Source organism: Ochrobactrum soli (assembly GCF_003664555.1).
GTDB classification, from domain to species: domain Bacteria; phylum Pseudomonadota; class Alphaproteobacteria; order Rhizobiales; family Rhizobiaceae; genus Brucella; species Brucella teleogrylli.
In genome coordinates this window covers 217,838-243,940 of sequence record NZ_RCHH01000006.1, presented here as the reverse complement: position 1 = coordinate 243,940, position 26,103 = coordinate 217,838, and the positions used below count along the sequence as shown (strand labels likewise).

Genomic DNA, 26,103 nt, shown 5'->3' with positions numbered 1-26,103 from the left:
GGCTTTGTTTCCTGCAAGGAAATCGCCGTGCAGAAAGTCACATTCCCCAATAAGATCTTGCCCTATTTCCTGCTGGCGCCGCAAATCGCGCTGACGCTGGTGTTCTTCTTCTGGCCCGCCAGTCAGGCCATTTATCAGTCCTTCATGCGTGAAGACGCGTTCGGCCTGAAATCCACCTTCGTAGGGCTGGCAAATTTCAGCGCGGTTCTCTCGGACCCGAACTATCTGCATTCCTTCAGGGTCACGATTGTCTTCAACGTCCTGACGGCTTTTGTGGCCATGGGCGCAGCCTTGTTGCTGGCGACCGCAGCCGACCGCGTCATACGCGGCAAGACCTTTTATCGCACATTGCTGATCTGGCCCTATGCCGTGGCACCTGCGGTCGCTGGCATGCTGTGGCTGTTCATGTTCAACCCGGCGATGGGTACACTCGCCTATATACTGCGCCGCAACGGCATCGCATGGGACCCGCTTCTGGATGGCAATCAGGCTATGGGCCTCGTTGTTTTCGCGGCGGCGTGGAAACAGATTTCCTACAATTTCCTGTTCTTTGTTGCAGGCTTGCAGGCAATTCCTAAGTCCTTAATCGAAGCAGCGGCAATCGATGGCGCGCGCGGCGCGCGGCGCTTCTGGACCATCGTGTTTCCACTGCTGGCACCGACTTCGTTCTTCCTGCTGGTAGTCAACACGACCTATGCCTTCTTCGATACATTCGGCATCATCCATGCCGTCACCGGCGGCGGTCCTGCCAAGGCCACGGAAACGCTAGTCTACAAGGTTTACAATGATGGCTTCGTCAATCTGAACCTCGGCTCGTCGTCGGCCCAATCGGTCATCCTGATGGCCATCGTCATCGCCCTGACTGCCTTCCAGTTCCGCTTCGTTGAGAAGCGCGTGCATTATTCGTGAGCGAGGCGGCCATGATCGAAAAACGCCCAATCTCCAATCTGATCGGCCACCTGATCCTGATCATCGGGATCATCATCGTCGCCTTTCCGATTTATTACACCTTCATCGCCTCGACGATGAGCTCGTCGGAAATCATCCGCCCGCCTATCTCGCTCCTGCCCGGCGATAATCTCATCGAGAACTATAACGAAGCCATATTCGGCGGCGTGGAGCGCGTTGTCGGTGTCAGCCTTGAACGGCTCTTGTGGAACTCGTTCGTCGTGGCGATGGCGATTGCCATCGGCAAGATCATCATCTCGTTCATGTCGGCCTTTGCGATTGTCTTCTTCCGCTTTCCGCTGCGCATGTTCTTTTTCTGGATGATTTTTGTGACGCTGATGCTGCCGGTCGAAGTGCGCATCCTGCCCACCTACAAGGTCATCGTCGATCTTGGCCTGATCGATACCTATGCAGGGCTTACACTGCCCCTGATGGCATCGGCGACGGCGACCTTCCTGTTCCGGCAGTTCTTCCTGACCATTCCGGGAGAACTGGTCGAAGCCGCGCGCATCGACAATGCAGGACCGTTCCGCTTCATGCGCGACATTCTCCTGCCGCTGTCGAAGACGAATATCGCAGCGCTTTTCGTCATTCTCTTCATTTACGGATGGACCCAGTATCTGTGGCCCCTGCTCGTTACCAATGATGCGAAAATGAACACGATCATCATCGGCCTGCGCCGCATGGTCGATTGGGCCGACGCATCCACCCCATGGAACTATGTCATGGTAACGGCAATTCTGGCCATCATCCCGCCGATCCTCGTTGTCGTGCTGATGCAGCGCTGGTTCGTCAAAGGTCTCGTGGAAACGGAAAAATAATGAGCAAAATCGTTCTTGATAATGTCCGCAAGAGCTATGGTGCCGGCATTGAAGTCATCAAAGGCGTTTCACTGGATATTCAGGATGGCGAATTCGTCGTTCTCGTCGGCCCATCAGGCTGCGGCAAGTCCACATTATTGCGCATGATCGCAGGGCTTGAAGGCATCACTGGCGGCACGATTGCCATTGGCGACCGTGTGGTCAACGATGTCGAGCCAGCCGAACGCGACATCGCCATGGTGTTCCAGAACTATGCGCTTTATCCGCATATGTCGGTGCGCGATAACCTCGCTTATGGCCTTAGAAACCGCAAAACGCCGAAAGACGAGATCGAACGCCGGATCGCTAAGGCCGCCAAGGCGCTGGAGATCGAGCAGTTTCTTGACCGCAAGCCGCGCCAGCTTTCGGGCGGCCAGCGCCAGCGCGTTGCCATGGGCCGCGCCATCGTGCGCGAACCGGCGGCATTCCTGTTCGACGAGCCGCTTTCCAACCTCGATGCTAAACTGCGCGTTCAGATGCGCGTCGAGATCAAGCGCCTGCAACGTTCGCTCGGCACCACCAGTGTTTATGTGACCCACGACCAGATGGAAGCCATGACCATGGCTGACCGCCTCGTCGTGCTCAATGCCGGGAATATCGAGCAGGTCGGCACGCCCATCGAGCTTTACGAAAAGCCTGCTTCGACCTTTGTGGCAACCTTCATTGGTTCCCCGTCGATGAACCTAATGGAAGGCGGCGCAAGCACGCTGTGGCAGCCGGGCAGTGCCATCACTATCCCGTCAGGCAGTTTCACGCTCGGCGTGCGCCCGGAAGATATTCGAATCATCGAAGCCGGAGAACCGCCGGCAGATGGCTTCAACGCCGATGTGCGCATTGACGCTATTGAACTGGTTGGCGCGGAAAGCTTCATCCATGGCTCGCTTTCCGATGGCAAGCCGCTGGTCTTCCGCGTGGCCGGACGCTCGGGCCATGCAATCGATGAAGTCGTGAAGGTCGGCGCTTCAGCGCAGAACGTGCATCTTTTTGATGCGAATGGCCGCCGTATCGGCGACTGATTGAAACAGTCTTGCGCTCTGCAACCAGAGCGCAAGACGCCGCCTTTTCTTATATGCGCAATGTTTACATCACCTTGAATAATCAATTTCCGTTTGAAATTTTATGCGTTACACAGAAAGGGAATAATTTTCTCATTTCTGGGAATGCGTACTGAATGACTCATCAACAGATACTGTCCTTCGCTGTGATCGTACTCATGATGGGGGCTTTTATCTGGGGCAAGTTTCGATACGACATCGTGGCGCTTTGCGCGCTTCTGCTTGCCATCGCGGTCGGTGTCGTCCCCTATGACCAGGCGTTCAGTGGGTTTAGCGACGATATCGTCATCATTGTCGGCAGTGCGCTGGTGGTTAGCGCGGGCGTCGCACGCTCTGGCCTGATGCAGCTTGCCGTTCAGCGGTTCCTGCCCGAAATGAACAGCGTTCGATTGCAGCTGGCCGTGCTGGTCGCCATCGTGACGGTTCTTTCCGCCTTCGTGAAGAATGTCGGCGCGCTGGCGATCATGATCCCTGTCGCCTTTCAGTTTGCCCGCCGCTCCAATGTCTCGCCCTCGACATTCCTGATGCCGATGGCCTTCGGCGCGCTGCTCGGCGGGCTGATGACGCAAGTTGGCACCTCGCCCAATATCGTCGTTTCGCGTATTCGCGGCGAAATGGTCGGCGAGCCTTTCACCATGTTCGATTTCACGCCGGTCGGCGCTGTGCTTGCCGCTGTCGGCCTCGTCTATCTCGTGTGCTTTTACTGGCTGGTGCCGCAGCGCACCCGCGAGAACGTTTCGCTCAACGAAGCGATCAAGATCAAGAACTACGCTTCCGAAGCCCGTGTTTCAAAATCCTCGCCACTGGTAGGCAAGCAGATATCCGAACTGATCCGTCCCGCCGAAGGTGAGGCGATGGTCACAGCCATCATCCGCAAGGAAGGGCGCATCACGCCCCTGCCCGACACAGTCCTTGCCGAAGACGATATCGTCATGCTGGAAGGCGATCCGAAAGCGCTCGATACGGTTGTCAGCGCCGGAAAGCTGACCCTGTCCGAAAATCGCGACCCGAAAGACACGAGCGGCTCGACCGACATTGAGGTGGTTGAAGCCGTCATCGGCAAGAATTCCCATCTTGTCGATCTTTCGGCGCAACGGCTCGAGCTTTATGCGCGCTATGACGTCAATCTCCTCGCCGTCAGTCGTCCCGGCGAGCGCATCACGGAACGATTGAGCGAAGTGCGCCTGCGCTTTGGTGACGTGCTGGTGCTGCAAGGCAGACAGGCCAGTCTTTCGACCTTCCTGCCGGAATTCGAGCTTTTGCCTCTGGCGCGGCGCAAGCTGATGCTTGGAAATGTCCGCAAGAGCCTGATACCACTGGCAATTCTGATTGTCGCCATTGGCGCGACCGCTTTCAGCATCGTACCGGTTGCCATTGCGTTTTTCGCAGCTGCGGTTGCGATGCTGCTTTTTAAGGTGATCCCGCTCAACGAAGTTTATGACGAGATCGACGGACCTATTCTGGTGATGCTCGCGGCGCTCATACCCGTATCGGACGCACTCAGGACCACAGGCGGCACTGATCTGATCGCCGAATCCCTCGCCACCATTGGTCATCAGCTGCCACCCGCCGGTGCACTGGCGCTGATCTTGGTCGCCGCAATGATGGTGACGCCGTTTCTCAACAATGCCGCCACGGTTCTGGTCATGGCACCCATTGCAACCAGCTTTGCCGCTGGTCTTGGCTTCAGGCCTGAAGCTTTCCTGATGGCGGTGGCGATCGGCGCGGGATGCGATTTCCTCACGCCCATCGGCCATCAATGCAACACGCTGGTCATGGGACCGGGCGGTTACAAATTCAGTGATTATTCCCGCCTTGGGCTGCCGCTTTCCATCATCATCGCGATCGTAACCGTGCCGACATTGATGTTCTTCTGGCCGCTGAAATAGGACCGCTCAGAGCTTCTGCGCGCGAACCCAGGCAAGGCTCTCCGCCACGATTTTCCCCACCGGGTCGGCAACGTCTGCCCGGAAAACAAGCGGCTCGCCCACCGGGTTTTCCAACGTCGCGATCTGGCTTTCGAGCATGGCGACCGGCATGAAATGGCCAGTGCGGTGTCCCATATGCTCGTGGAGAACTTCGAATGTTCCATCGAGGAAGATAATCAGAACCGGTGCACCGGCAGCAGCGCGTAAGCGGTCGCGATAGGTCTTTTTCAAAGCGGAACAGGAAACGACGATGCCATCATTTGCAGCGGCAAGCTGTTCGCCGATCTTGTCCAGCCACGGCCAGCGGTCTTCATCCTGAAGCGGAATGCCCGCCGACATTTTATCGACATTGGCCTTGGGGTGGAGGGAATCCCCTTCCAGAAAGGGCAGCTGCAATTCGGCAGCGATCTTCTCACCGACAGTGGACTTTCCGGAACCCGAAACGCCCATAACAATCATACGCAGCATCAATATCCTCACAGGCTCGCCGACACGCTGGCACCGGCATGCGAAGTCAAAAAGTCTTCGCTGAAACAAAACCGGATCACGCAACACGAGCGATGTGCGGCGTAACCCGTCGGCCTGTCAAGCTTCGGTAAAAAATAATCGGCCTTCGCGCGCTAAAGTTTTTAGTTCAGCGGGATTGCGTTACCATCCTTGTGGGCCTGATAAGCGCCGGACATCGCATCATATTTCGCGCGAATGGCATCAAGACGCTTTTCTAGCCGCGAACGATCCGGCTCCGGCAAACTTGCAACGAGCTTCGGCAGGGAATGGCTATGCCAGAAGGCATTGTCACGATTATAGCCGCCCGGTTCCAGCGTGAAAACTTCTTTGAGAATTTTCAGATCGTGCGGAATTGAAAACGCATCGCGCGAATCTTCATGGCTGAACAGATAATAGAAATTGTCGAAGCCGCTCCAGGTGATGGCCGAAAGGCACATTGAGCATGGCTCATGGGTGGAAAAGAACACCATATCCTTGGTGTTCGGCCTGCCCTTTTCCGGCATTTCATAAAAGCGCTTCAGCGTGTGCACTTCACCATGCCAAAGCGGGTTTTCCGTCTCGTTGTTGGTTTCTGCCAAAACGAGCGAAAGATCGGACTTTTGCAGCAGGGCTGCACCGAAAATCTTGTTGCCAGCGGCAACGCCTTTTTCCGTCAGCGGGATGATATCATTCTCGAGAACTTCAATCAGTCGTTCCAGAAGCTTCAAATCGTTCGACTGCAAAGGCTCTCTCCTCATCTCTGGTCAGGAAGTGCGCCGGGCGCGGACGCCCAGCGCTGCAAGACTATTCTGCGAAGAACGCGAAGCGGATCACGAACAGTGCCGCCACCAGCCAGGTTGCGAGGTGAACCTCACGTGCCTTGCCTGTGAAGGCCTTGAGCACGACATAGCTGATGAAGCCAAAGGCAAGACCGTTGGCGATCGAATAGGTGAGCGGAATGGCCAGAGCCGTCAACGCGGCAGGCGTTGCTTCCGTAATGTCGCTCCATTCAATCTCGGTCAGTTCGCGCATCATGAGGCAAGCCACATAGATCAGCGCGGGTGCGGTTGCATAAGCAGGCACCGAACCGGCGAGCGGCGAAATGAACAGCGCTGCAAGAAACAGCAGCGCCACGACGAGCGCCGTGAGACCGGTGCGACCGCCTGCCTGCACGCCGGAGGCGCTTTCGACATAAGCCGTCGTGGACGAGGTACCGAGCAGCGAGCCGCCGAGAATGGCCGTGCTATCGGCAAAAAGTGCGCGGCCGAGACGGTTCGGCTTGCCCGGTTCGATCAGGCCGCCACGCTTGGCAACGCCGATCAGCGTGCCCGTGGCGTCGAAAACTTCGACCAGAACAAAGACGAGGATCACGTGCAGAATGCCGGTGTGGAGCGCGCCCATGACATCAAGCTGCAGGAAGGTCGGCGCAAGGCTTGGCGGTGCAGAGAACACGCCATTGAACTGGCTGATGCCGAGCGCAATCGATGCAATCGTAATCACCAGAATGCCGATCAGGATCGAACCACGAACCTTGAGCGCATCCAGAACCGCGATGATGAAGAAACCGGCAATAGCGAGCAGGGTGCCAGCTTTGGTCAGATCGCCGAGTCCGACGAGCGTTGCTTCATTGCCAACCACGACGCCTGCGGTTTTGAGGCCGATCAACGCCAGGAACATGCCGATACCGGCGGCGATGGCGCTGCGCAGCGAATGCGGGATGCCTTCAACCAGCCAGCGGCGGATACCCGTTACTGTCAGAAGGAGGAAGATGATGCCGGAAATGAAAACCGCACCAAGCGCCTGCTGCCAGCTGAAGCCCATGGCTCCAACGACCGTGAACGCGAAGAACGCGTTGAGGCCCATGCCGGGCGCCATGCCGATCGGCCAGTTGGCAACGAGAGCCATGATGATCGAGCCGAGCGCTGCCGCAAGACAGGTCGCCACGAACACCGCGCTCTTATCCATGCCCGTGGTGGACAGGATATCCGGGTTGACGAAGATGATGTAGGACATGGTCAGGAAGGTCGTTACGCCGGCGATGATTTCCGTCCGCGCGTTGGTGCCATGTTCCCGTAATTTGAACAGCTTTTCGAGCATCGTTCCTCCGAGGCAAGTAGGCCCATTTCTTGGGTGCCCACGCCAATTCCGCCACGGACAGATTTGCTGCGCCGCCACGGAATGCAGAATGGAGCAACCCTTTGGGATTGCCAAAATGTTAGACGCCGCCGCATTTTGCACGGACGGACTGGTTCCCCATACACCTCATTGCAGGCAATGCACAGTTCTCTACACGATCTGCACACAATTCTGCCTTGAGAATGCCTATTTATTGACTTGATGAAGTGTGGACTGACTTGTCCCCGAACACCAGTTCCCCATTTGCGGGGAAATATTTGAAAGTGCTTCAAAAAAAAGCACCCGTCTTGGCGACGAATGCGATCTTCAACATGCTGATTAGAAAGCGCTTTTCAGCAAAAGCGCGGTCGCATACATGCCAAGCGCAAAAAATGTATGCGCGACGAGGTTCATAATACGGACATGACGCGCATTCGGCAAACGGGATGCCGCCCAGCCGATTCCCAGCCCCGGCTGCAGCAGAAACCAACCGGCAGCGACCGTTAATATGCCGAAGATCCAGACGGGCAGAAAGACAGGGTCCTCGAACCACGCCGCCCCGCCATAGAAAGCGAAAATCACGCCATAGAGAATGCCGACACCATAATGGCCGATCCAGCCAAGCGCGACCTCGTGCTTGTAGGGCGCAGCCTGGCCTATATCGTCATGGAATATCTGGCCTTTGCGAAGGTGCCAAAACCAGCGACCAACCCGCCCCCAGTTTGGAGCAGCCTGTCCCGGCATAGCTGCCAGTACGATTGCCCAAATATCCATCACCACTGTTGCGCCGATCCCAATCAGGATACCGCGCCATAGGAGGTCCATCATCTTGCGAGCCCCATCGCCTTGTGAGCTTTTATGTCATCGGGCGATCAGTTAGCAATCTGATCGCCCGATGCGCAAGGATGCCAGTCTCAGTATAGATGTTTTCACACAATATTACGGCCAAGCCGCTGTAACAATCGTTTGAATAGTCATTGCTCTGAAAAGAGAGCGACGATGAAGAAGCACTCAAAGCCTGAACATCTCAACCTTGAAATGCTCTTCATCATCAGCCCCCGCGAGATTGAGTATATGAGAGACCATGCAAGAAACAATTCAAAGTTGTCTCAAAACGGGATCAGAAATGTCCCAAATGCGATTGGATTTCGAAAAAACCGGCGAAAAGAGAGTGGATCCCACGGCAAAACAACAGCCATGCGACAGTTATATCACCCGTCTGCAAGCTCGAATTTTTAAAGAATCGGAGGAATAGAATTGCCAGCTGGAATGCGCTGATCACAAAAGAAATTGCTAAAATACTCTATGGCAAGGCAGAAAAAGCAAAAGCGCCGGGACTGGAGACCGACGCTTTGTCACTTTATTTCAATTGTACTTGCGGGGCGATCCTTCGAAAGACGCTCCATAAGCACTTATCGACCGAATACGGCGCTCTGAATCTGCGAACGCGAAACGCCGATGTCGGCAAGAAGATGGTCGTCCATTGCACCGAGTTCACGAACTGCACGGCGACGGGATACATACTGCTGGAATTTCTGACGAATGTTCATTTGCTCTCTCCTCGTTTGGATGAGCATGAAATAGGCGTTTGTCTAAATTTCCACCACGGATATGATTGCAAATGAGGCATGCGTTTTCGCGAGAGCTCCAAGCCTTGAAAAAGGCGAAATCGCACCTCTCGATTTATACTGGCTCAGCAGCAGTTTTACTAAAATGTCTTTTGCCAATGTGTCTCCAATCGATTAGAGGATCGACAAGAGCCTCCTCCCCTCTTTTCGGCCTCCGCGGTTTCGGACCCGTCTTTACGGACATAGTCATGCTTTACGGAATTTTCCTCGCGTTTGCTTCCTATGCTGCATTCGCTATCAGTGATGCCTGCGTCAAATTCATTGACGGCTCGCTGTCTCCCTACGAAACCGCCTTTTTCGGCGCAGTGCTCGGTTTGCTTGCCGTCCCTTTCACCAAGAAAGCCACCGACAGCTGGCTCGATATGTTTCGAACCACCAATGTGAAGATGTGGTTTCTGCGCATGGTCACGACCACGATGGGGACTGTCGGCAGCGTCACCGCATTTACACATCTTTCAATGGCGGAAGCTTTCGCCCTGATTTTCCTGTTGCCTGCATTCGTCACTATATTGTCCGTCGTGTTCCTCAAGGAACAGGTCGGCTGGCGGCGCTGGCTGGCAGTCGCCATCGGCTTTGCGGGTGTTCTGGTGGTTCTGCGGCCCGGCTTCCGCGAATTGTCCATTGGCCATCTCGGTGCGCTCGCCGGCGGCATAGGTGGCGCAGTCGGCATCATCATTTTCCGCGTGATGGGTAAACAGGAAAAGCGCATCTCGCTTTATACAAGCGGGCTCATCGGCCCCATCGTCATCTGCGGCGCGCTGATGCTGCCGACCTATCAGGCACCCGATACGATGCAATGGGTCTATCTGGCTGGATATGGCCTGCTGGCAGCACTCGCCAATATTCTGCTCATGCTGGCGGCACATCACGCGCCTGCCAGTGCGATTGCATCGCCGCAATATAGCCAGATGATCTGGGCGATCCTGTTCGGCTATTTCGTCTTCCACGATCATATCGATATGGCGATGCTGATCGGCATTGTGCTGATCGTCATTTCCGGCATGTTCACATTCATCCGCGAACGCCAGCGCGGCGTCGAAGGACCGCCCGCCGTCGCTACATCCGACCCGACGCCTGCGCTCGTGGAAGAAAACCCCACGCAATAACGTCTCATTTCGCGATGAACGATATTCAGCGGGAAAAGCCACCGCCTGATGGCGGTGGCCACCACATGCACGTGCTGCATGGCAGGCATGCACGGAACTCTCTTCAAAACGCCCGGCTTCATCGCCATTTAAAAGTCACGGACGAAGAAACTGTCCGGACTGGAGATGAAAAATGTTTGCCCGTTTTAACAATCGTTTCGGTCGTGCATTCGCGCAATTTGGTAGCGCTGTCCGCGCTTCGGCTGCGGTGCGGGTTGGTCATCAGCCTGCCGCGAAAGACCTCGAGACGCTCGGCATCAATGCAAAGCAGTTCCGCGAAATTCACGGATAATTTTCGCGTAAAGAGTATCAAGTATCCGCGTTTTGAACAGCCCCGGCCAAACACCGGGGCTTTTTATCTTTACTAGCAATCAAAATCAACCTATACTTTCCCTAGTTGCTCCATATACGACAATCCCAAATAGTATAATAGCGCGTGCAGTACCAGTAGTTATCTCCTGCAGTGATACGGCAAACTTTCTTACATTCATCTTCCGTATCAAAACCACCTATATACCGCTTATTTACTTGCCTCGCATCGCGAGCCAGGTGAATATGTGTCATTGCAGGCGGGTTATGAAGGCTGGTCCGGATGTTGGCGTAAGCACCGGTGTTCGGAAAAAAAGCAGCGCCGAATACGATAAATAAAAAATACTTATGCATAATGATCTCCCTTTCAATGAGATCAATTTTAGCTTCTTGTCCCGATGACTACATGTCCAACTCCGTGTCACCAAATCGGAGCTATCAAGAGGCCCCGGTGCTGCCGGAGCCTCTTTTTTGATCAATCTTCGTCGGTGGCCATCTGCTTCAAAAGATCGCCCTTGCCGCGCTGGCGCATGATCATCGGCACGACGACAGCGGCAATTGCGAGCGCGATCAGCGCGACCGACACCCAGGAATGGACGAGCGCCATCGGGTTGCCCTGACTGATCTGCAACGCCTGACGCAAGCTCTTTTCCGCCATCGGCCCAAGGATCAGACCAACGACCACTGGCGCAATCGGATAGGAAAAGCGCCGCAGCACATAGCCGAGCAGGCCGAATGCCAGGAGCAGGCCAAGTTCGAAGGAAACCGGCAGTCCAAGCAGCATCGACGTGGACGCATTGGCGCCAATCGTGCCAAGCGTCGCAAACACCAGAATGCCTGCATAAAGCCAATGGCGCGGGATGGTGAGCATCTTCACCCACAGGCCGATCAGCGGCAGGTTCAAAACCAGCAGCATCAGATTGGCGACGAGCAAGCTCGCAACCAGTCCCCAGACCAGCGAAGCATTGGTCACGAACAGAAGCGGTCCCGGCTGCAAGCCGAACTGTTGGAAACCAGCCAGCATGATCGCGGCTGTTGCAGTGGTCGGCAGACCAAGCGTCAGAAGTGGCACGAGCGTTCCGGCAGCCGAAGCGTTGTTGGCAGCTTCTGGCCCGGCAACACCTTCGATTGCGCCCTTGCCGAATTCTTCCGGATGTTTGGAGAACTGGCGTTCCGCCGAATAGGACAGGAAGCTTGATACGTCGGCACCGCCCGCAGGCATGGCCCCAATCGGGAAGCCGATGGCCGTGCCGCGCAGCCATGGCATCCAAGAGCGCTTCCAGTCGTTTTTGGTCATCCAGACCGAGCCTTTGACGGCAATGACTTCATCGTCGGGGCCGAGCTTCTTCGACACCACCGCGAGCGTTTCACCGATAGCAAACAGCGCCACGGCAAGCGTCGTGACATTGATGCCGTCGAGCAGGTTCGGCGTGCCCATCACAAGGCGCGCCTGTCCGGTCAGCTGATCGATACCGATCAGGCCAAGCGCAAGTCCGATGAACAGCGATGTGAGGCCGCGAAGGGTGGAATCGCCGAAAGCCGCCGAGACTGTCATGAAGGCGAGCAACATCAGCGCGAAATATTCTGACGGGCCGAAGGATAGCGCGAATTTCACCACGAACGGCGCGACGAAGGCGAGCGCAAGCGTGGCGATAAGACCCGCAATGAATGAGCCGATGGCAGCCGTGGCCAGTGCTGGCCCGCCGCGCCCGGCCCTTGCCATTTTGTTGCCTTCCAGCGCGGTGACGATGGAGGCGCTTTCACCCGGCGTATTGAGAAGGATTGACGTGGTCGAGCCGCCATACATGCCGCCATAATAAATACCGGCAAACATGATAAGCGAGCCGGACGGGTCCAGCTTGTAGGTAACCGGCAGCAGAAGCGCGACCGTCAGCGCCGGGCCGATGCCCGGCAAAACGCCGACTGCCGTGCCGAGCGTCACGCCGATCAGAGCATAGAGGAGGTTCGATGGCTCCAACGCCACCAGCAGTCCGTTGGCGAGAAGTGCTACAGTATCCATAATGTGCCCTCGCCGTTAGACGAAACGTTCAAGCCAGCCGGATGGCAGCGACAGCTGAAGACCACGCGCGAAGATGAACCAGATCACGAAGGCAAAGATGATGCCTGCCGGAACGCTGATCCAGAACTTGCGATAGCCAAAGCCGCGTGCGGTTGCCGCGAACAGCAATCCGGTGGCCAGCGAAAACCCGGCTGTCTTCATCGTCAGCATCTGGATAGCCAGACCGCCGATGATCCACGCCATGGGGGCAATTTCCTGATGCTCTCTTTCGGGAAAATCACCGCGAAGCGCTTCGATAACTGTCCATATGGCAAGGCCGAACAATCCTGCAGCAACGACATACGGAACGGTTTTCGGGCCGACCGGCGAGTAACTCGTCACCTCGTTGCCATAGGCCGTGGACCAGGCAATGGCGATCGAAACGGCAGCCAGAATGAAAGCGATGACAAGAGCGGCGATATCCGGCGCCGCCCTGTCAGGGCGACGCTCATCGTGCTGTTGAGACCCTGTCATTTGACGAGGCCGATTTCCTTGAGGATTGTCTCAGTCGCCGCGACATCCTTGGCGAGCTGTTCCTTGAATGCCGGACCGGCGAGATAGGTATCGGCCCAACCCTTATCCTTCAGCGCCTTCTGCCAGGATTCCGATTTCACGAGCTTTTCGACATCGGCGTTGATCGCGGCTTCCTGTTCAGCCGTGATGCCCGGAGCGGCAGCAACCATGCGCCAGTTCTGGATGGAGACGTCCACGCCGCCTTCCTTGAAGGTGGGCGCATCAATGCCTTCCACACGCTGATCGCTGGAAATGCCGATGATGCGCAGCGTACCGGCCTTGATCTGCGAGTCGAATTCGCCGTAACCGGAAATACCGACCGTCACCTGATTGCCGAGAATAGCGGCAAGAGCTTCACCGCCGCCCGAAAACGCGATGTAGTTCACCTTGGTCGGATCGACGCCAGCCGCCTTTGCAAAAAGGCCAGCCGTGATGTGATCGGTGCCGCCTGCCGAACCGCCACCCCAGGATACGGAACCAGGATCGGCCTTCAGCTTGGCGACGAGATCGCCGAGATTTTGGATATCGGATGCGGCGGGAACAACAATGGCTTCATATTCGCCTGTCAGGCGCGCAATAGGCGTGACCTGATCCAGCGTTACCGGCGATTTGTTGGTCAGGATTGCGCCGACCATCACATAACCGCCAACAATCAGCTGGCTGGCGTCGCCCTTGTTCTGATTGACGAACTGCGCCAGACCGATAGTGCCACCTGCACCCGGTACGTTGATAACCTGTACGCTGCTGGAGATCTTTTCGTCCTGAAGCACACTCTGCATCGTGCGTGCCGTCTGGTCCCAGCCGCCGCCCGGAGCAGCCGGCGCGAGCAGCTTGTAATCTTCCGCCGACGCCGAACCGGCTCCCATCATTGCCAAAGCAGCGACCGACGTTACGGCCAGAATAAACCTACGCATATGTCCTCCCAAATCAGACGCAAAGCCGCCTTGCGGCGGACCTCCCCATAGCCCGCTTCCTCTAGCGGGCACAAACTACATGGAGACTACAAAAAATAATTTCAATAGACCATAGCCCCGCAATATTTGCTTTGTGCAGAACATGCCGAGACTCGCTCCTCGTCAAGCGTAGCGATACATTGACTTCGGAACACCCGATTCTTCTTGTAATCTTTGCTCTCCCCCACATTTTTGCCAGCCAAATGCTGGCAATGGCAAGGAAATAGCCAATGGCCGCTGCTGAAACCGCAACCCACGCCGCCGAAGCCGCCCATCATGGCGGTTTCGATCTTATCCCCATCGTCGTGCTTTTGGGCGCAGCCGTCATTGCAGTGCCTTTGTTCAAACGACTCGGTCTCGGCTCGGTGCTCGGCTATCTCGCAGCCGGGCTGATCATCGGGCCGTTCGGTCTTGGACTATTTTCCGATCCGCAGGCGATCCTGCATGTTGCCGAACTCGGCGTGGTGATGTTCCTGTTCATCATCGGTCTGGAGATGCAGCCCTCGCGCCTGTGGTCTATGCGCGGTGAAATCTTCGGTCTCGGTCTGGCACAGGTGGCACTCTGTATCGGTCTTCTCACTATCGTCGGCCTTACGCTTGGCTATCCGGTTGCGCAAAGCTTCGTCGCAGGCACCGGTTTCGTGCTGACGTCGACTGCCATCGTGATGCAAATGCTGGAAGAACGGCGGGCCATGGGTCTGCCGAAAGGTCGCCGCATCGTTGCAATTCTGCTGCTCGAAGACCTCGCCATCGTGCCGCTTCTGGCGCTCGTTGCCTTTCTGGCGCCGGGCGGCGAAGAAACGACGCTCGCCGACCGTCTGACCGGCATTGCCATCGGGCTTGCCTCCATCGTCGGCCTGATCCTGGCAGGGCGCTATCTGCTCGACCCGTTATTCCGCATTCTCGGCAAAGCCAAAGCCCGCGAGGTGATGACGGCGGCAGCACTTTTCGTCGTGCTGGGTGCAGCGCTTGCCATGCAACTCGGCGGGCTATCGATGGCGATGGGCGCATTTCTTGCTGGCGTACTGCTGTCGGAATCCACCTTCCGCCACCAGCTTGAAGCCGATGTCGAACCATTTCGCGGTGTGCTGCTCGGCCTGTTCTTTCTCGGCGTTGGCATGTCGCTCGACCTTGCGGTGATTGCGGCCAGCTGGCAGTTGATCATCGTTGCGGTCATCGCCTATATGCTCTTGAAAATGTTCGGTATCTATGCGGTTGCCCGCTTGTTTCGCGCCAGCAACCGTGAAGCCGTCGAACGGGCCGTTCTGATGGCGCAGGGCGGTGAGTTCGCCTTCGTCCTTTATGCTGCCGCCACGGCGGTCAACATCATCGATGCCGAGGCCAATGCGATTCTGACGGCGACGATCATTGTCTCCATGGCGCTCACGCCGATCATGATCATCCTGCATGACCGGCTGATGCCAAAACCCGTGCCTTCCATGGAAGATGTCGAGACGGCGGACAATCTGTCCGCCAGCGTCCTCCTGATCGGCTTTGGCCGTTTCGGGCAGATCGTCAGCCAGCCGCTCCTTGGAAACAGCTGTTCGATTTCCATTATTGAAACCAACACCGATGCCATCCGCAACGCGAAGGACTTCGGCTTCAAGGTCTATTTCGGCGACGGCTCGCGCCTCGACATACTGCATGCTGCGGGCGCACATCATGCGCGACTGATCGTCATCAGCGTTGACGACCGCGAAGCCAGCCTGAAAATCGCGGAACTGGTGAAGGCGGAATTTCCGCTTGTTCCGGTATTGGCAAGATCCCTCGACCGCGAACATGCCATCGAACTGATCAATGCGGGTGTCGAATATCAAATCCGCGAGACCTTTGAATCGGCGCTGGCTCTTGGCGAAAAAGCGCTGGAAATGCTGGACGTCGATGAAGAGGAGCGCGCGCGTGTCATGGAAGATGTTCGCCGCCGCGACAGTGATCGCCTCACAATCGAATTGACCGAAGGCATTTATGCCGGGCGCGATCTCATCCACGGCAACGCGCCGATCAAGGACAAGAAGGGCGGAACGGATAGCGCAAGATAGGACAAGGCGTTTATCGACATAGCTGAGCCTGTGGTAAAATTGGGTTGATCTGGCCTACCAAACGGCGCGGCTCTTCCTAGTTTATAGGTGGTACAATGTTATCATTCGTCCAACCAAGGAGAAGCCGCATGACGAAATCTCTGTCCTGGCATGCACCGAAGTTCATCGAAGTTAGCTGCGGCATGGAAATCAATCGCTATGCACCGGCAGACGGTGACGAACCAATCCTGTTCTGAACTGTCTCCCCAGACGCGGGAACAGTTTCATGACGGAGTTCCGCGCAATCGTGATTGGGGCCGCCGCTGGCGGCGGTCTCCCTCAGTGGAATTGTGGTTGTGAAAACTGCCGTCTGGCGCGATTGGGCCTGCCGGATGGAATTATGCCGCAAACCCAGTCCTCGCTGGCCGTCACATCGGATGGCGACAGCTGGGCGCTGCTCAACGCATCGCCCGACCTGCGACAGCAACTGATCAACACACCCGCCTTGCATCCGCGAGCGTTGCGTGACAGTCCGATCAAGACCGTGCTCCTGACCAATGGCGATATAGATCACATCGCCGGTCTTTTGACGCTGCGGGAAAAGCAGCCGTTCCGGCTGGTGATGACTGCTGCCATTCGCGATATTCTCGCTGCAAATCCGATTTTCAATGCGCTCGATCCGGCTTTCGTAACGCAGGAAATCGTGGCGCTGAATGAGCCCTTCATGCTGGTGCCCGGCATCGAGGCGCGATTGTTTTCCGTGCCCGGAAAAGTGCCGCTCTTCATGGAAAGCGAAAACCCGGACACGGCACTTGAGGGCGAGCAGACGGTTGGGGTCGAACTCATCACGGTCAGGCACCGGATTTATTACATTCCGGGTTGTGCGCTGCTGCGCGACGATCTCAAGGCTCGGATCAGCGGCGCCGAAATTCTTTATTTCGACGGCACGCTTTTCACCGATGACGAGATGATCAAATCCGGCACCGGCATCAAGACCGGTCAACGCATGGGGCATATGTCCATCTCGGGCAACGAGGGCAGCCTGAAAGCGCTCGCCAAGGTGGCCGTGCGACGCAAGATATATGTCCATATCAATAATACGAACCCGGTCTGGCGTGATGGCCCCGAACGGAAGCTGGTCGAGGATAACGGGTTCGAAATCGCCTTTGACGGCAAGGAGATCGCTTTATGAAAGACGCTGCCGACAAGGACACATTCCACGCCCGACTTCTGGCCATCGGTCACGAGCGTTATCACGACAAGCATCCGTTCCACATCCGGCTGCATGGCGGCGAATGCACCATCACGGAAGTGCGCGCCTGGGTAATCAATCGCTATTGCTATCAAAGCAGCATTCCCATGAAGGATGCAGCGTTCCTTTCACGCTGCGAGGATGTCGATATGCGCCGCGCCTGGCGCTCGCGGATCGAAGACCACGACGGCGGCATCCATGAAGGCGGCGGCATCCGGCGCTGGCTCAAGCTGGCCGAAGCCGTTGGCCTTGATCCCAACTATGTGGCGTCCGGCAAGGGCATTCTGGCGGCAACCCGCTTTGCGGTGGGTGCTTATGTCCACTATGTCCGTGACAAGCCGCTGCTGGATGCGGTCGCATCGTCGCTGACAGAACTCTTCGCACCGAAGATCCATAAAGACCGCATTGCGGGTCTGTTGAAGCATTATGCCTTTGCCGATGAAGACGCGCTGTCCTATTTCCGCCAGCGGCTCAACGAAGCGCCGGTCGATGTCGAATATGGTCTTGCCTATGTGCTGGAACATGCCGACACTTTGGAAAAGCAGGATGCTGTGGCCGCTGCCCTGACCTTCAAAACGGATGTGCTGTGGGCGCAGCTTGATGCGCTTTATGCGGCCTATGTGGCCCCCGGCATGATCCCGCCTGGCGCGTGGGATGGCAGGCAAGGCGTGAATGCCGCATGGGACAAGGCTCTGGCAGAAAAGAGGGTTTCCGCATGAGCGAGACAGGCAGCGTCGCCATCAAACCGGCCGATATCGTAACGCTTGCGCGTGGTGTGAGACTGCGCGTCGATGAGGTGCGCGGACAAACCGTGCTTCTGGCGCCAGAGCGCGCCATGGCGCTCGACGATATTGCGATCCTGATCGTCAATGCGCTTGATGGTGTGCGCAGCATCGATGCGATTTGCGATGCTTTTGCATTGGAATTCAATGCGCCACGCGAACAGGTCGGCAGCGATGTGCTGGCCTTCGTTCAGGAACTGGCCAACCGCCGCATGATCGAGGTTCAGACATGAATCTGGCAATTCAGGAAGCAAAGCTGAAACGGCTGGCACCGCCGCCGATAGCTTTGCTTGCCGAATTGACGCATCGCTGCCCCCTTGCCTGCCCCTATTGTTCCAACCCGCTGGAACTGATTGGCGTAAAGCAGGAGCTTTCGACTGAAGAGTGGATAGAGGTCTTTCGTCAGGCCGCCAAAATGGGCGTTTTGCACCTGCACCTTTCCGGTGGAGAACCGGCTACGCGGCGCGATCTTCTTGAGTTGACTGGGGCCGCAGTCAAGCTTGGGCTTTACACGAACCTCATCACCTCGGGCATCGGTCTCACGCAAGCGCGTGTGGACGCACTCGGGCAAGCTGGTCTCGACCATGTGCAACTTTCCATACAAGGCACCGACGCCGCATCGGCTGACCGTATCGGCGGATATAAAGGCGGGTTCGAACGCAAGATGGCCGTCGCGAACTGGGTCACGACGGCGGGCATTCCGCTGACCGTCAATGCCGTCTGCCACAAGCAGAACATGGACCAGCTCGACGCGATGCTGGAGCTTGCGCTAACGCTTGGCGCGCGCCGCATCGAAATTGCAACCGTGCAATTTCACGGCTGGGCGGAGAAAAACAAGGCGGCGCTTTTGCCGACACGCGATCAGGTCGCCAAAGCCAACCAGACCGTCGCTGAAGCGCGCAAGCGTCTCGAAGGCCGACTTGTGATCGACTATGTTCCGGCTGATTATTATTCGTCCTATCCGAAAGCCTGCATGGGCGGTTGGGGCCGGGTTGGCCTCAATGTTACGCCCGACGGGCGCGTGCTGCCGTGCCATGCCGCAGAAACAATCCCGTCGCTTCGCTTCGACAATGTTCGCGATAAGGGACTGGCCGATATCTGGTTTGATGGCGAGGCCTTTAATGCCTATCGCGGCGATGACTGGATGCCCGACCTCTGCCGCAGTTGCGAGCGCAAGGAGATAGACTTCGGCGGCTGCCGCTGTCAGGCGATGGCGCTGGCTGGTGATGCAAGCGCGACCGATCCGGTCTGTGTACGCTCACCGCTGCGCGATACGGTGACGGCCATGGCGCAGGAAAACGCCGCTGCTCCCATCCCGGATAGCTTTATCTATCGCAAGTTCTGACTGCGGAGCGACACACCCACGCTCGTCAGAACCGATTGATCTCAGCTGATTTTGCGCTAACAATCCGTCATCCTTTCCTTTGATGAAATGCTCCCCTTATGGCCGACACCACCACACCCGTTTTCGTCTCCGTTCGCCCTTTTCAACCAACTGATCTGGAAGGCGTATTTTCCGTTATCCTGCCGATCCAGCGGGACGAATATGGCATCGCCATAACCGCCGAGGACCAGCCCGACCTCAATTCCATCGACAGCTTTTATCGGTTAGGCAGCGGGGAGTTCTGGGTTGCGGAACACGATGGGCATGTCGTAGGAACAATCGCGCTCAAGGATATCGGCAACAACGAAGCCGCTCTGCGGAAAATGTTCGTCGCCGCTGCCTATCGGGGTTCCGGGATTGGGACTGCCAGCAAGTTGTTGTCTGCCCTGCTCGCTCATGCCCGGGAAAAAGGCATTCGCCGCATTTATCTTGGAACAACGGATAAGTTTCTCGGCGCACACCGTTTTTATGAAAAGAATGGTTTTACCGTGGTGGAACGGTCTGCCCTGCCAGAGAGTTTTCCTGTCATGGCGGTGGACTCCAAGTTTTATGTAATCGCGCTGTAGGTGCGGTTTCAAAAATTAATCGCCAATAGTGCACGTAAAGTATTCCCGGCAAAAAACTGCAATAGTTCTGTGTGGCATAATGCGCGACAACACTAAGATGGAGCACGCAAAAACACCAATTCAACTGGAATCGTTCTGCAAGCTGCTTTGACACGACGATGCCATGAGGAAGGGAATACAGCCATGGTCAACAATCCGACGACCAATCGTGCTGAAGCGCAGAAGACCGAGCCTCGCACGGCAACAAGGGTGCCCAGAACGCGCGGTCCCAGCCCAGAGAAGACGGCGCGCACCCGCAGGCAGATCATTCGCTCTGCGATGCGTGAGTTTCTGGACAAGGGCTATGCCAATGCGACCATGGCCGGTATCGCCGAACGCGCCAGCCTCGCCAAAGGCACGGCCTACCGCTATTTCGACACCAAGGAAGATCTCTTTGCTGGCATCGTCCGCGATATCGTGACCAACCCGCTCGGTGAGATTGAAAACTTCCCGATCAGGGCGGACGAGCGGGTTTCCGATTATTGCAAACGCACCATGATCCCGGTGATGCGGACCATCGAGGACAAGGGGCGCGCGACTGTGGCGCGGCTTGTGCTCGCCGAAGGACATGCCTTTCCCTATCTCACGGAAGTTTATCGCACCGAGGTCTACGAGCCTTTTCTGGATCGGATACGCTGGCTGATCGACGTGGCTGAAGAACGCGGAGAGCTGAAGGGCACCATCCTGAAAACCTATCCGCATCTGCTGACCGCGCCCGTGTGGATGAGCATCGTCCATAACGGCCTTCTCGGACAGGATAGCCTGATCGACAGCGCAACCATGTTCGAAGCGCAGGTCGACCTTCTGTTCAAGTGACAGACCGAAACGCATTACGAAAAATTAATCCCGATATATCTTGTTTTTCGATATATCGGGATTTATCTTGTGGTCATGACAAACACAAGCAATGGCGATCCGGATCGCCCAAATCATCCGGAACAAGAAGAAACCCGCCATCGTCACGGTCGCCATGGCGATCATCGCGGCGGTCACCGGGGTGGTCCCTTCGGTGGGCATGGCCGTCATCGCGGGGAACATTCCTATGGCGAACATGACGACCATCGGGGCGAACGACGTGGTGGCCGAGGCGGTCACCGTCGTGAGCGGATTTTCGATTATGGCGACCTGCGCCTGCTGGTCCTTACCATGATCGCCGAACGTCCCCGTCATGGATATGAGCTGATCAAGGATATTTCCGAACGGCTGCAAGGCGTTTACACGCCAAGCCCAGGCGTGATCTATCCGACGCTCTCATGGCTGGACGACATGGGCTACACCGTCACCGAACCCGGCGTTTCAGGCAAGAAGCTCAATCGCATCACGGCAGAGGGTGAGGCCTTTCTGGTCGCAAACCGTGCCGCAGCCGATGCGCTTTTGAGCAGAATAAGCAGTTTTGCCGAAAACAACGGCGAGATGCCGCACACCGTCATTCACGCGCTGAAAAGTCTGAAGATGACGGTTCGCCAAAGGCTGCATCGTGGACCGATGGATGCCGCAAGCGCTGAAGCCATCGTCACCGCACTCAACGAAGCTGCCCGCATTGTGGAGGAAAGCTGATGGACACGTCGAATACGGTTGTGGATTCTGAAGCGTCCATCGCGACCGCCCATGCCAGCCGCTATTTGCAGCAATTGGCCAAGCATTTTGCGCATAAGCTGCCGGTCACTTTCGATCCGGCAGCGGGGCAGATCAGCTTCTCCATCGGCGACTGCCGGTTACGGGCCGATGATGCATTTCTGCATATCGCCCTCACCTCGCCCGATCAGCCTTCGCTGACACAGTTGCAGGATGTGGTCGTGCGGCATCTGGTGCGCTTTGCTTTCCGTGAAGAGCTTGTCGTCAACTGGCGCCGGCTTGAACAAGACACCGCAGGCTAAAACCTGCGAGCCGACGCCCGCCTTCCGGCGGCCGCAACCTGTTTAGTTCCAACCGCGATCCCAGTCAGGCTCACCGCGAAAACTCTCCGCTAGATAGTCGACGAGGGTGCGTACCTTGATCGCCAGATGGCGCGCAGGCGGATAGACTGCATGGATGCCAAGCGGCGCGCTTTCAAACTCGCCAAGGAGCCGCTGCACCCGCCCCTCACGGATGGACGGCCCGGCAATGAATGTTGGGACGTGGGCTATGCCCAATCCGGCAAGGGCCGCATCGAGACAGGCTTCGCCATTGGAAAAATGCAACCGGCCTGCAACATTGACCGCCTCACCCTCGCCGCCTTGTGAGGAAGCGAAACGCCAGACATAAGGATCGCGGAAATTCGTATCAATGATGCATCTATGCTGCGTCAGTTCCTGTGGATGAACCGGCGTTCCATGTTCGGCAAGGTAGGAGGGTGCGGCCACCAGAACCACCCGCGCATCGCACAGTTTGCGGGCAATCAGGCTGCTGTCGAGCGGCTTTCCGATCCGAACCCCGATATCGAAACCTTCATCGACCAGACTGACAACCCGATCAGAAAAGCTCACATCAATCTGGATATCTGGAAAAGATTGCGCGAATTGCAGCAATACGGGCGTCAGCCGCAAGGTGCCGAATGACAAGGGAGCCGTCAGCCGGATGCGTCCAGTCGGAGCGCCCGATGCATTGCGCACCGCGGCTTCCAGCGCGTCAAAGTCCTGCAACAGGCCTTTCATGCGCTCATAATAGGCGTACCCCACCTCGGTCGGCGACAAGGCGCGCGTGGTGCGCTTGATAAGCTGGACACCCAGATCGGCTTCCAGCCGTGACACGAGTTTGGACGCCTGACCGCTGCTCGTTCCAAGCCGTTGCGCCGCCGCAGAAAAACTGCCCGTATCCAGCACCGCAACGAACATCCGTTCGCAGTCAAGCCGATCCATCGATTGCTTCCATTTCAGCTATTTTCTTCCGCTTAAGAACAGGAAAATAGCTGAATATGGAAATTATCCAAGCTTCAAAGCAGACCGCAGAAAGGCTGCAGCCATGACGGCTCCGTCGGCTGATATCGTATGGCTGACACCGGGAAAGATGTGGCAGGTGGAATTCACGCCAATCTCGCCAAGGCGCGCATTCGCGCTTTCGGATTCGCTTGCCGGAATAACCGGATCGGCGCTGCCGTGCACAAGCATGGCCTGCGTCGCAAGCGTCGGCGTAAACGGTTCTGGCGAAGCCAGCCTGCCAGAAAAGGCAACCACAGCGGCAATGGGCCAGCGACCCGAAACCAGAGCGTCAAGCGACATGATCGCTCCTTGCGAAAAACCGACCAGTGCCACGCGGTCGAGTTTGTCGGCGAAGCCGTGTTCGGAAATGATCCTTGTCAGTGTTTCATCAAAAGGCGCACGCGCCTCAACAATCCGCTGCGGACGGTTGGCCGGGGTGACGCCGCTGACGCTGAACCACTGATGGCCCGAGCCCCCCTGATCGAAGGCAAAAGGCGCATCAGGCGCTGCAAATACGGTGCCGGGCAAGCTATCGGCCCAGAACGTGCCAAGCGAAGCGAGGTCCGCGCCGCGACTGCCGACACCGTGAAGGAAAATTACCAAAGAACGCATTTGTCTGTCATTCGCTTTCAAATTTGGACGGGAGCCAGTCCCGGAAGATCAGGGCCAAGCGGCACGATGCCGGTGGGGTTCAGCGCCTTGATGGAATAATAACCGCGCTTGATATGGTCGATGTTGGCCGTTTCCCGAATGCCGCGAATATCCAAAATGCGCGTCAGCCAGGCGCTGAGCGCCGCATAATCAACCAGCCGACGCAGATTGCACTTGAACAGGCCATGATAGGCCGCATCGAAGCGCACCAGAGTAACGAAGAGGCGGATATCCGTTTCGGTGAACTGTTCCCCGAACAGGAACGGCCCCTTGGCCGAAAGCCTTGCCTCCAGTTCATCAAGCGTGCGGAACACGTCGCGGAAGGCTTCGTCATAGGCGATCTGCGTGGTGGCGAAGCCCGCCCGATAGACGCCGTTGTTCAGGCTCGGATAGATGTGTTCGTTGAGCGCATCGATTTCGCCGCGCAACGGCTCGGGATAAAGGTCGATATCGTTATTGGCGAGATCGCCAAAACCGGTGTTGAACATACGCACGATGTCGGCGGATTCGTTGTTGACGATGGTTTTGGTCTTTTTGTCCCAAAGTACCGGCACGGTGGCGCGTCCCGTATAGTGGGGATCGGCTTTGGTATAGAGCTCATGCATATAGGTTGCGCCATTGAGGCTGTCGCGGTTGGACCCCGGATAGTCACCGAAACGCCAGCCCTGATCCGTCAGCGCAGGCTCTACCACCGAGATCGAAATGAGCTTGTCCAGCCCTTTTAGCTTGCGCGCGATCAGCGTGCGCGAGGCCCATGGGCAGATATAGGCGACATAGAGATGATAGCGGTCGGCTTCCGCCTTGAAACCCGCCTCGCCGGTCGGTCCCGCGCTGCCATCCGGTGTGACCCAGTTGCGGAAACCGGAAATCTGGCGCACGAAGCCGCCCTTCTCATCCTTGGCCTGAACCGGCTGCCAGTCTTCAGTCCATTTTCCGTCTACCAGCATGGCGTCTGTCCTTGATGTTCGCATGAAGTACGAGACGCCGGATAGATGCCTCGTTTCAAACCATTGATTATTGAACCGGATATTGTCAGAGAAAACACCCGCTGATTAGCCGGGTGAAACGAAGCTAATTCCTTCCATTTTGGAAGAAATAATCAGGCTACAATCTGCAATTCCGTACAGATACGGTTACGTCCCAGATCCTTGGCGCGATAAAGCGCGGCATCCGCGCGACGGAAAACCGTCTCAAACCCGGTATCCGCCGCGGTCAGAAAAGCGATACCGGCGCTGGTGGTGGTGCTGAAAGGAGCATGCGTCGTATCGAAAGACGCCGAAGCAAAAGCCTTGCGGATTTTGTCCGCGATCGCCAGAACATTCACATTGGACGTTTGGCGCAGGATGAGCACGAATTCCTCGCCGCCTATGCGCGCAATCAGCGCATCCTGCCCGGCATAGGCACGAATGATGCCTGCGAATTCCAGCAATACGCGATCCCCGACCGTATGGCCGTGACTGTCATTGATCGACTTGAAGGCATCCAGATCGAACACGATAACGGAATCGCCGATGCGCATCACATCGATGGCCAGACTGTCGTAAAGCGCCCGCCGGTTGAGCAACCCTGTCAGGCTGTCCGTGCGCGCTTCGTTCGCATGGCGACGCGCCACACGCGACTGCGTGAAGGTCAGTGATAGCGCCCCGATCCCCGTAATGCCGATGATCGCCATGATGGCATTGAAATCTTCCGCCAGATTGCTCGGCATACTGGTCAGCGTCCATTGCCGGTCAAAGACAATGACGGAACCGCAGAGCAAAAACGATATGGCCGTCAGCAGATAAAGCACCATCATGCCAACAACGGGAACCGGAGCCTCCTCATAGACCGAGACATATTCCCTGGCGGTGATGAACAGCAGAAATGCGGCAATGAAGTTGAAGAGCGCAATGCCGATACCGGCAACGCCCAAGACAATCGGCCCCAGAACAGCGGCAATCGCTATGATCGAAAATGCGACGAGTTGCTTCCTGTTGACCGGATTGCTGGATATCTGCCTTGCGCCGACAAACAGCAAAACGAAGCCCACCGTCATGACGCTGAAAGCAATGACCAGCGACGGAACCAGCGCCAGGAGGCCGGAATAGTTGAGCACGGCGCCCGCGCCGAGCAGGATCATGCCCAGGCAACCCCAGAGCAGGAACCTGTCCATCCGGTTCTGATACCAGACACTCAAAATCGTCAGCGCCACCGCAAGCGAACACAAGCCCGCTGCGAAGAATAGCGTGTTCTGGTCTAGCTCCAAGATTAACTCCGCACCCCTGTAAAGCGCTTGCGATCCGACAGTGCCGGATCGGCGCTCTAACTATTTATTGTCGCGCACATTCTGCCCGAGACCCGTCTTTCGCGGTTTTCGGCGCGTGCTCTCGCCCATATTGAAGCGGGAGTTTAGCGACAGAATGCCAAAGAATCGATACTTACTTATTTAAGTTAAGATCAAATTCTTACTGCCACCGCGCGGCGGGCAGAAATTTTTTACTTCTTGACCCGAACCGAGCCAATAAAAATCAAGCAT

At 56.8% G+C, this 26,103-nt stretch carries 29 protein-coding genes; 16 read left to right on the top strand and 13 right to left on the bottom strand.

The window, feature by feature from the left end; translation table 11 throughout:
- Positions 1-27: 27 nt before the first annotated feature.
- The 4 genes from ugpA (at position 28) to D8666_RS12885 (ending at position 4,752) form a co-directional block, all read left to right on the top strand.
- The gene (gene ugpA, locus D8666_RS12900) at positions 28-909 is read left to right on the top strand and encodes a sn-glycerol-3-phosphate ABC transporter permease UgpA (protein ID WP_109367974.1); all 882 of its coding nucleotides are present in this window, start codon (positions 28-30) and stop codon (positions 907-909) included.
- An 11-nt stretch (positions 910-920) separates the two neighbouring features.
- A complete protein-coding gene (gene ugpE, locus D8666_RS12895; RefSeq protein WP_121538360.1) occupies positions 921-1,769 on the top strand; it encodes a sn-glycerol-3-phosphate ABC transporter permease UgpE in 849 nt (282 codons plus the stop codon).
- Positions 1,769-2,824, top strand: coding sequence for a sn-glycerol-3-phosphate import ATP-binding protein UgpC (locus D8666_RS12890; RefSeq protein ID WP_109367278.1), 1,056 nt, complete (start codon positions 1,769-1,771; stop codon positions 2,822-2,824). The genes ugpE and D8666_RS12890 overlap by 1 nt, the downstream gene beginning before the upstream one ends.
- A gap of 155 nt (positions 2,825-2,979) precedes the next feature.
- The gene (locus D8666_RS12885; RefSeq protein ID WP_109367277.1) at positions 2,980-4,752 is read left to right on the top strand and encodes an SLC13 family permease; all 1,773 of its coding nucleotides are present in this window, start codon (positions 2,980-2,982) and stop codon (positions 4,750-4,752) included.
- Positions 4,753-4,758: 6 nt separating this feature from the next.
- Here D8666_RS12885 and D8666_RS12880 read toward each other — a convergent pair whose 3' ends face one another.
- From D8666_RS12880 to D8666_RS12860, 5 genes are all read right to left on the bottom strand, one after another.
- Complete coding sequence (locus D8666_RS12880) at positions 4,759-5,259, bottom strand: gluconokinase (RefSeq protein WP_109367276.1); 501 nt, start codon at positions 5,257-5,259, stop codon at positions 4,759-4,761.
- Positions 5,260-5,420: 161 nt separating this feature from the next.
- Complete coding sequence (locus D8666_RS12875; RefSeq protein ID WP_371830815.1) at positions 5,421-6,035, bottom strand: deaminase; 615 nt, start codon at positions 6,033-6,035, stop codon at positions 5,421-5,423.
- Between the two features lie 46 nt (positions 6,036-6,081).
- Positions 6,082-7,374: an NCS2 family permease gene (locus D8666_RS12870; RefSeq protein WP_121538279.1), complete on the bottom strand. Its 1,293-nt coding sequence runs from the start codon at positions 7,372-7,374 to the stop codon at positions 6,082-6,084.
- Positions 7,375-7,731: 357 nt separating this feature from the next.
- Positions 7,732-8,220 carry a DUF2938 domain-containing protein gene (locus D8666_RS12865; protein ID WP_167836080.1) on the bottom strand — a complete coding sequence of 163 codons (489 nt, stop codon included), beginning with the start codon at positions 8,218-8,220 and terminating at the stop codon, positions 7,732-7,734.
- A gap of 584 nt (positions 8,221-8,804) precedes the next feature.
- Positions 8,805-8,942, bottom strand: coding sequence for a DUF1127 domain-containing protein (locus D8666_RS12860; protein WP_078336882.1), 138 nt, complete (start codon positions 8,940-8,942; stop codon positions 8,805-8,807).
- Between the two features lie 266 nt (positions 8,943-9,208).
- Between D8666_RS12860 and D8666_RS12855 the strand changes: the two genes are divergently transcribed.
- Together D8666_RS12855 and D8666_RS24225 are read left to right on the top strand one after the other, a co-directional pair.
- Positions 9,209-10,126 (top strand): DMT family transporter, encoded by a 918-nt coding sequence (locus D8666_RS12855; protein ID WP_121538277.1) that lies wholly within the window; start codon positions 9,209-9,211, stop codon positions 10,124-10,126.
- Positions 10,127-10,298: 172 nt separating this feature from the next.
- Positions 10,299-10,457, top strand: coding sequence for a hypothetical protein (locus tag D8666_RS24225; RefSeq protein ID WP_167836079.1), 159 nt, complete (start codon positions 10,299-10,301; stop codon positions 10,455-10,457).
- Positions 10,458-10,558: 101 nt separating this feature from the next.
- Here D8666_RS24225 and D8666_RS23975 read toward each other — a convergent pair whose 3' ends face one another.
- The 4 genes from D8666_RS23975 to D8666_RS12840 form a co-directional block, all read right to left on the bottom strand.
- Positions 10,559-10,828 (bottom strand): hypothetical protein, encoded by a 270-nt coding sequence (locus D8666_RS23975; protein ID WP_124915848.1) that lies wholly within the window; start codon positions 10,826-10,828, stop codon positions 10,559-10,561.
- 121 nt (positions 10,829-10,949) lie between these two features.
- Entirely contained in the window at positions 10,950-12,494 is a 1,545-nt protein-coding gene (locus D8666_RS12850) for a tripartite tricarboxylate transporter permease (protein WP_121538275.1), read from the bottom strand.
- A gap of 15 nt (positions 12,495-12,509) precedes the next feature.
- Positions 12,510-13,007, bottom strand: coding sequence for a tripartite tricarboxylate transporter TctB family protein (locus D8666_RS12845; RefSeq protein WP_109367270.1), 498 nt, complete (start codon positions 13,005-13,007; stop codon positions 12,510-12,512).
- A complete protein-coding gene (locus D8666_RS12840) occupies positions 13,004-13,960 on the bottom strand; it encodes a Bug family tripartite tricarboxylate transporter substrate binding protein (RefSeq protein ID WP_121538273.1) in 957 nt (318 codons plus the stop codon). Before D8666_RS12840 ends, D8666_RS12845 begins: the two co-directional genes overlap by 4 nt.
- A 269-nt stretch (positions 13,961-14,229) precedes the next feature.
- Here D8666_RS12840 and D8666_RS12835 point away from each other — a divergent pair, with 269 nt between their 5' ends.
- From D8666_RS12835 to D8666_RS12790, 10 genes are all read left to right on the top strand, one after another.
- Positions 14,230-16,038 (top strand): monovalent cation:proton antiporter-2 (CPA2) family protein, encoded by a 1,809-nt coding sequence (locus tag D8666_RS12835; RefSeq protein ID WP_109367268.1) that lies wholly within the window; start codon positions 14,230-14,232, stop codon positions 16,036-16,038.
- 140 nt (positions 16,039-16,178) lie between these two features.
- Positions 16,179-16,274 carry a pyrroloquinoline quinone precursor peptide PqqA gene (pqqA, locus tag D8666_RS12830; RefSeq protein WP_078337071.1) on the top strand — a complete coding sequence of 32 codons (96 nt, stop codon included), beginning with the start codon at positions 16,179-16,181 and terminating at the stop codon, positions 16,272-16,274.
- A gap of 29 nt (positions 16,275-16,303) precedes the next feature.
- Positions 16,304-17,209 carry a pyrroloquinoline quinone biosynthesis protein PqqB gene (gene pqqB, locus D8666_RS12825; RefSeq protein ID WP_121538271.1) on the top strand — a complete coding sequence of 302 codons (906 nt, stop codon included), beginning with the start codon at positions 16,304-16,306 and terminating at the stop codon, positions 17,207-17,209.
- Positions 17,206-17,988: a pyrroloquinoline-quinone synthase PqqC gene (gene pqqC / locus D8666_RS12820; protein ID WP_109367266.1), complete on the top strand. Its 783-nt coding sequence runs from the start codon at positions 17,206-17,208 to the stop codon at positions 17,986-17,988. Before pqqB ends, pqqC begins: the two co-directional genes overlap by 4 nt.
- Positions 17,985-18,284 carry a pyrroloquinoline quinone biosynthesis peptide chaperone PqqD gene (gene pqqD, locus D8666_RS12815; RefSeq protein WP_109367265.1) on the top strand — a complete coding sequence of 100 codons (300 nt, stop codon included), beginning with the start codon at positions 17,985-17,987 and terminating at the stop codon, positions 18,282-18,284. The genes pqqC and pqqD overlap by 4 nt, the downstream gene beginning before the upstream one ends.
- Positions 18,281-19,396: a pyrroloquinoline quinone biosynthesis protein PqqE gene (gene pqqE / locus D8666_RS12810; RefSeq protein WP_109367264.1), complete on the top strand. Its 1,116-nt coding sequence runs from the start codon at positions 18,281-18,283 to the stop codon at positions 19,394-19,396. Before pqqD ends, pqqE begins: the two co-directional genes overlap by 4 nt.
- Positions 19,397-19,494: 98 nt before the next feature.
- Entirely contained in the window at positions 19,495-20,001 is a 507-nt protein-coding gene (locus D8666_RS12805) for a GNAT family N-acetyltransferase (RefSeq protein ID WP_109367263.1), read from the top strand.
- A 183-nt stretch (positions 20,002-20,184) separates the two neighbouring features.
- Complete coding sequence (locus tag D8666_RS12800) at positions 20,185-20,856, top strand: TetR/AcrR family transcriptional regulator (protein WP_109367262.1); 672 nt, start codon at positions 20,185-20,187, stop codon at positions 20,854-20,856.
- A 75-nt stretch (positions 20,857-20,931) separates the two neighbouring features.
- On the top strand, positions 20,932-21,597 hold the full coding sequence (locus D8666_RS12795) for a PadR family transcriptional regulator (RefSeq protein WP_121538269.1): 666 nt from the start codon (positions 20,932-20,934) through the stop codon (positions 21,595-21,597).
- Positions 21,597-21,917, top strand: a complete 321-nt coding sequence (locus D8666_RS12790) for a DUF2218 domain-containing protein (RefSeq protein ID WP_109367260.1) — start codon at positions 21,597-21,599, stop codon at positions 21,915-21,917. The genes D8666_RS12795 and D8666_RS12790 overlap by 1 nt, the downstream gene beginning before the upstream one ends.
- Before the next feature lie 42 nt (positions 21,918-21,959).
- On the opposite strand, the gene D8666_RS12785 is transcribed toward D8666_RS12790, so the two are convergent.
- The 4 genes from D8666_RS12785 to D8666_RS12770 all read right to left on the bottom strand — a co-directional run bounded on the left by D8666_RS12785 (position 21,960) and on the right by D8666_RS12770 (position 25,833).
- Entirely contained in the window at positions 21,960-22,877 is a 918-nt protein-coding gene (locus tag D8666_RS12785; RefSeq protein WP_109367259.1) for a LysR family transcriptional regulator, read from the bottom strand.
- 63 nt (positions 22,878-22,940) lie between these two features.
- On the bottom strand, positions 22,941-23,570 hold the full coding sequence (locus D8666_RS12780) for an alpha/beta hydrolase (protein ID WP_268967059.1): 630 nt from the start codon (positions 23,568-23,570) through the stop codon (positions 22,941-22,943).
- Complete coding sequence (locus D8666_RS12775) at positions 23,567-24,535, bottom strand: glutathione S-transferase family protein (protein ID WP_109367257.1); 969 nt, start codon at positions 24,533-24,535, stop codon at positions 23,567-23,569. Before D8666_RS12775 ends, D8666_RS12780 begins: the two co-directional genes overlap by 4 nt.
- Positions 24,536-24,687: 152 nt before the next feature.
- On the bottom strand, positions 24,688-25,833 hold the full coding sequence (locus D8666_RS12770) for a GGDEF domain-containing protein (protein ID WP_109367256.1): 1,146 nt from the start codon (positions 25,831-25,833) through the stop codon (positions 24,688-24,690).
- Positions 25,834-26,103: the final 270 nt, after the last annotated feature.

Bases quoted from the DNA above. Each gene is read 5' to 3' on its own strand.
- ugpE (WP_121538360.1), top strand. From the start codon at position 921: ATGATCGAAAAACGCCCAATCTCCAATCTGATCGGCCACCTGATCCTG.
- D8666_RS12890 (WP_109367278.1), top strand. From the start codon at position 1,769: ATGAGCAAAATCGTTCTTGATAATGTCCGCAAGAGCTATGGTGCCGGC.
- D8666_RS12885 (WP_109367277.1), top strand. From the start codon at position 2,980: ATGACTCATCAACAGATACTGTCCTTCGCTGTGATCGTACTCATGATG.
- D8666_RS12880 (WP_109367276.1), bottom strand. From the start codon at position 5,259: ATGCTGCGTATGATTGTTATGGGCGTTTCGGGTTCCGGAAAGTCCACT.
- D8666_RS12875 (WP_371830815.1), bottom strand. From the start codon at position 6,035: ATGAGGAGAGAGCCTTTGCAGTCGAACGATTTGAAGCTTCTGGAACGA.
- D8666_RS12870 (WP_121538279.1), bottom strand. From the start codon at position 7,374: ATGCTCGAAAAGCTGTTCAAATTACGGGAACATGGCACCAACGCGCGG.
- D8666_RS12865 (WP_167836080.1), bottom strand. From the start codon at position 8,220: ATGATGGACCTCCTATGGCGCGGTATCCTGATTGGGATCGGCGCAACA.
- D8666_RS12860 (WP_078336882.1), bottom strand. From the start codon at position 8,942: ATGAACATTCGTCAGAAATTCCAGCAGTATGTATCCCGTCGCCGTGCA.
- D8666_RS12855 (WP_121538277.1), top strand. From the start codon at position 9,209: ATGCTTTACGGAATTTTCCTCGCGTTTGCTTCCTATGCTGCATTCGCT.
- D8666_RS24225 (WP_167836079.1), top strand. From the start codon at position 10,299: ATGTTTGCCCGTTTTAACAATCGTTTCGGTCGTGCATTCGCGCAATTT.
- D8666_RS23975 (WP_124915848.1), bottom strand. From the start codon at position 10,828: ATGCATAAGTATTTTTTATTTATCGTATTCGGCGCTGCTTTTTTTCCG.
- D8666_RS12850 (WP_121538275.1), bottom strand. From the start codon at position 12,494: ATGGATACTGTAGCACTTCTCGCCAACGGACTGCTGGTGGCGTTGGAG.
- D8666_RS12845 (WP_109367270.1), bottom strand. From the start codon at position 13,007: ATGACAGGGTCTCAACAGCACGATGAGCGTCGCCCTGACAGGGCGGCG.
- D8666_RS12840 (WP_121538273.1), bottom strand. From the start codon at position 13,960: ATGCGTAGGTTTATTCTGGCCGTAACGTCGGTCGCTGCTTTGGCAATG.
- D8666_RS12835 (WP_109367268.1), top strand. From the start codon at position 14,230: ATGGCCGCTGCTGAAACCGCAACCCACGCCGCCGAAGCCGCCCATCAT.
- pqqB (WP_121538271.1), top strand. From the start codon at position 16,304: ATGACGGAGTTCCGCGCAATCGTGATTGGGGCCGCCGCTGGCGGCGGT.
- pqqC (WP_109367266.1), top strand. From the start codon at position 17,206: ATGAAAGACGCTGCCGACAAGGACACATTCCACGCCCGACTTCTGGCC.
- pqqD (WP_109367265.1), top strand. From the start codon at position 17,985: ATGAGCGAGACAGGCAGCGTCGCCATCAAACCGGCCGATATCGTAACG.
- pqqE (WP_109367264.1), top strand. From the start codon at position 18,281: ATGAATCTGGCAATTCAGGAAGCAAAGCTGAAACGGCTGGCACCGCCG.
- D8666_RS12805 (WP_109367263.1), top strand. From the start codon at position 19,495: ATGGCCGACACCACCACACCCGTTTTCGTCTCCGTTCGCCCTTTTCAA.
- D8666_RS12800 (WP_109367262.1), top strand. From the start codon at position 20,185: ATGGTCAACAATCCGACGACCAATCGTGCTGAAGCGCAGAAGACCGAG.
- D8666_RS12795 (WP_121538269.1), top strand. From the start codon at position 20,932: ATGACAAACACAAGCAATGGCGATCCGGATCGCCCAAATCATCCGGAA.
- D8666_RS12790 (WP_109367260.1), top strand. From the start codon at position 21,597: ATGGACACGTCGAATACGGTTGTGGATTCTGAAGCGTCCATCGCGACC.
- D8666_RS12785 (WP_109367259.1), bottom strand. From the start codon at position 22,877: ATGGATCGGCTTGACTGCGAACGGATGTTCGTTGCGGTGCTGGATACG.
- D8666_RS12775 (WP_109367257.1), bottom strand. From the start codon at position 24,535: ATGCTGGTAGACGGAAAATGGACTGAAGACTGGCAGCCGGTTCAGGCC.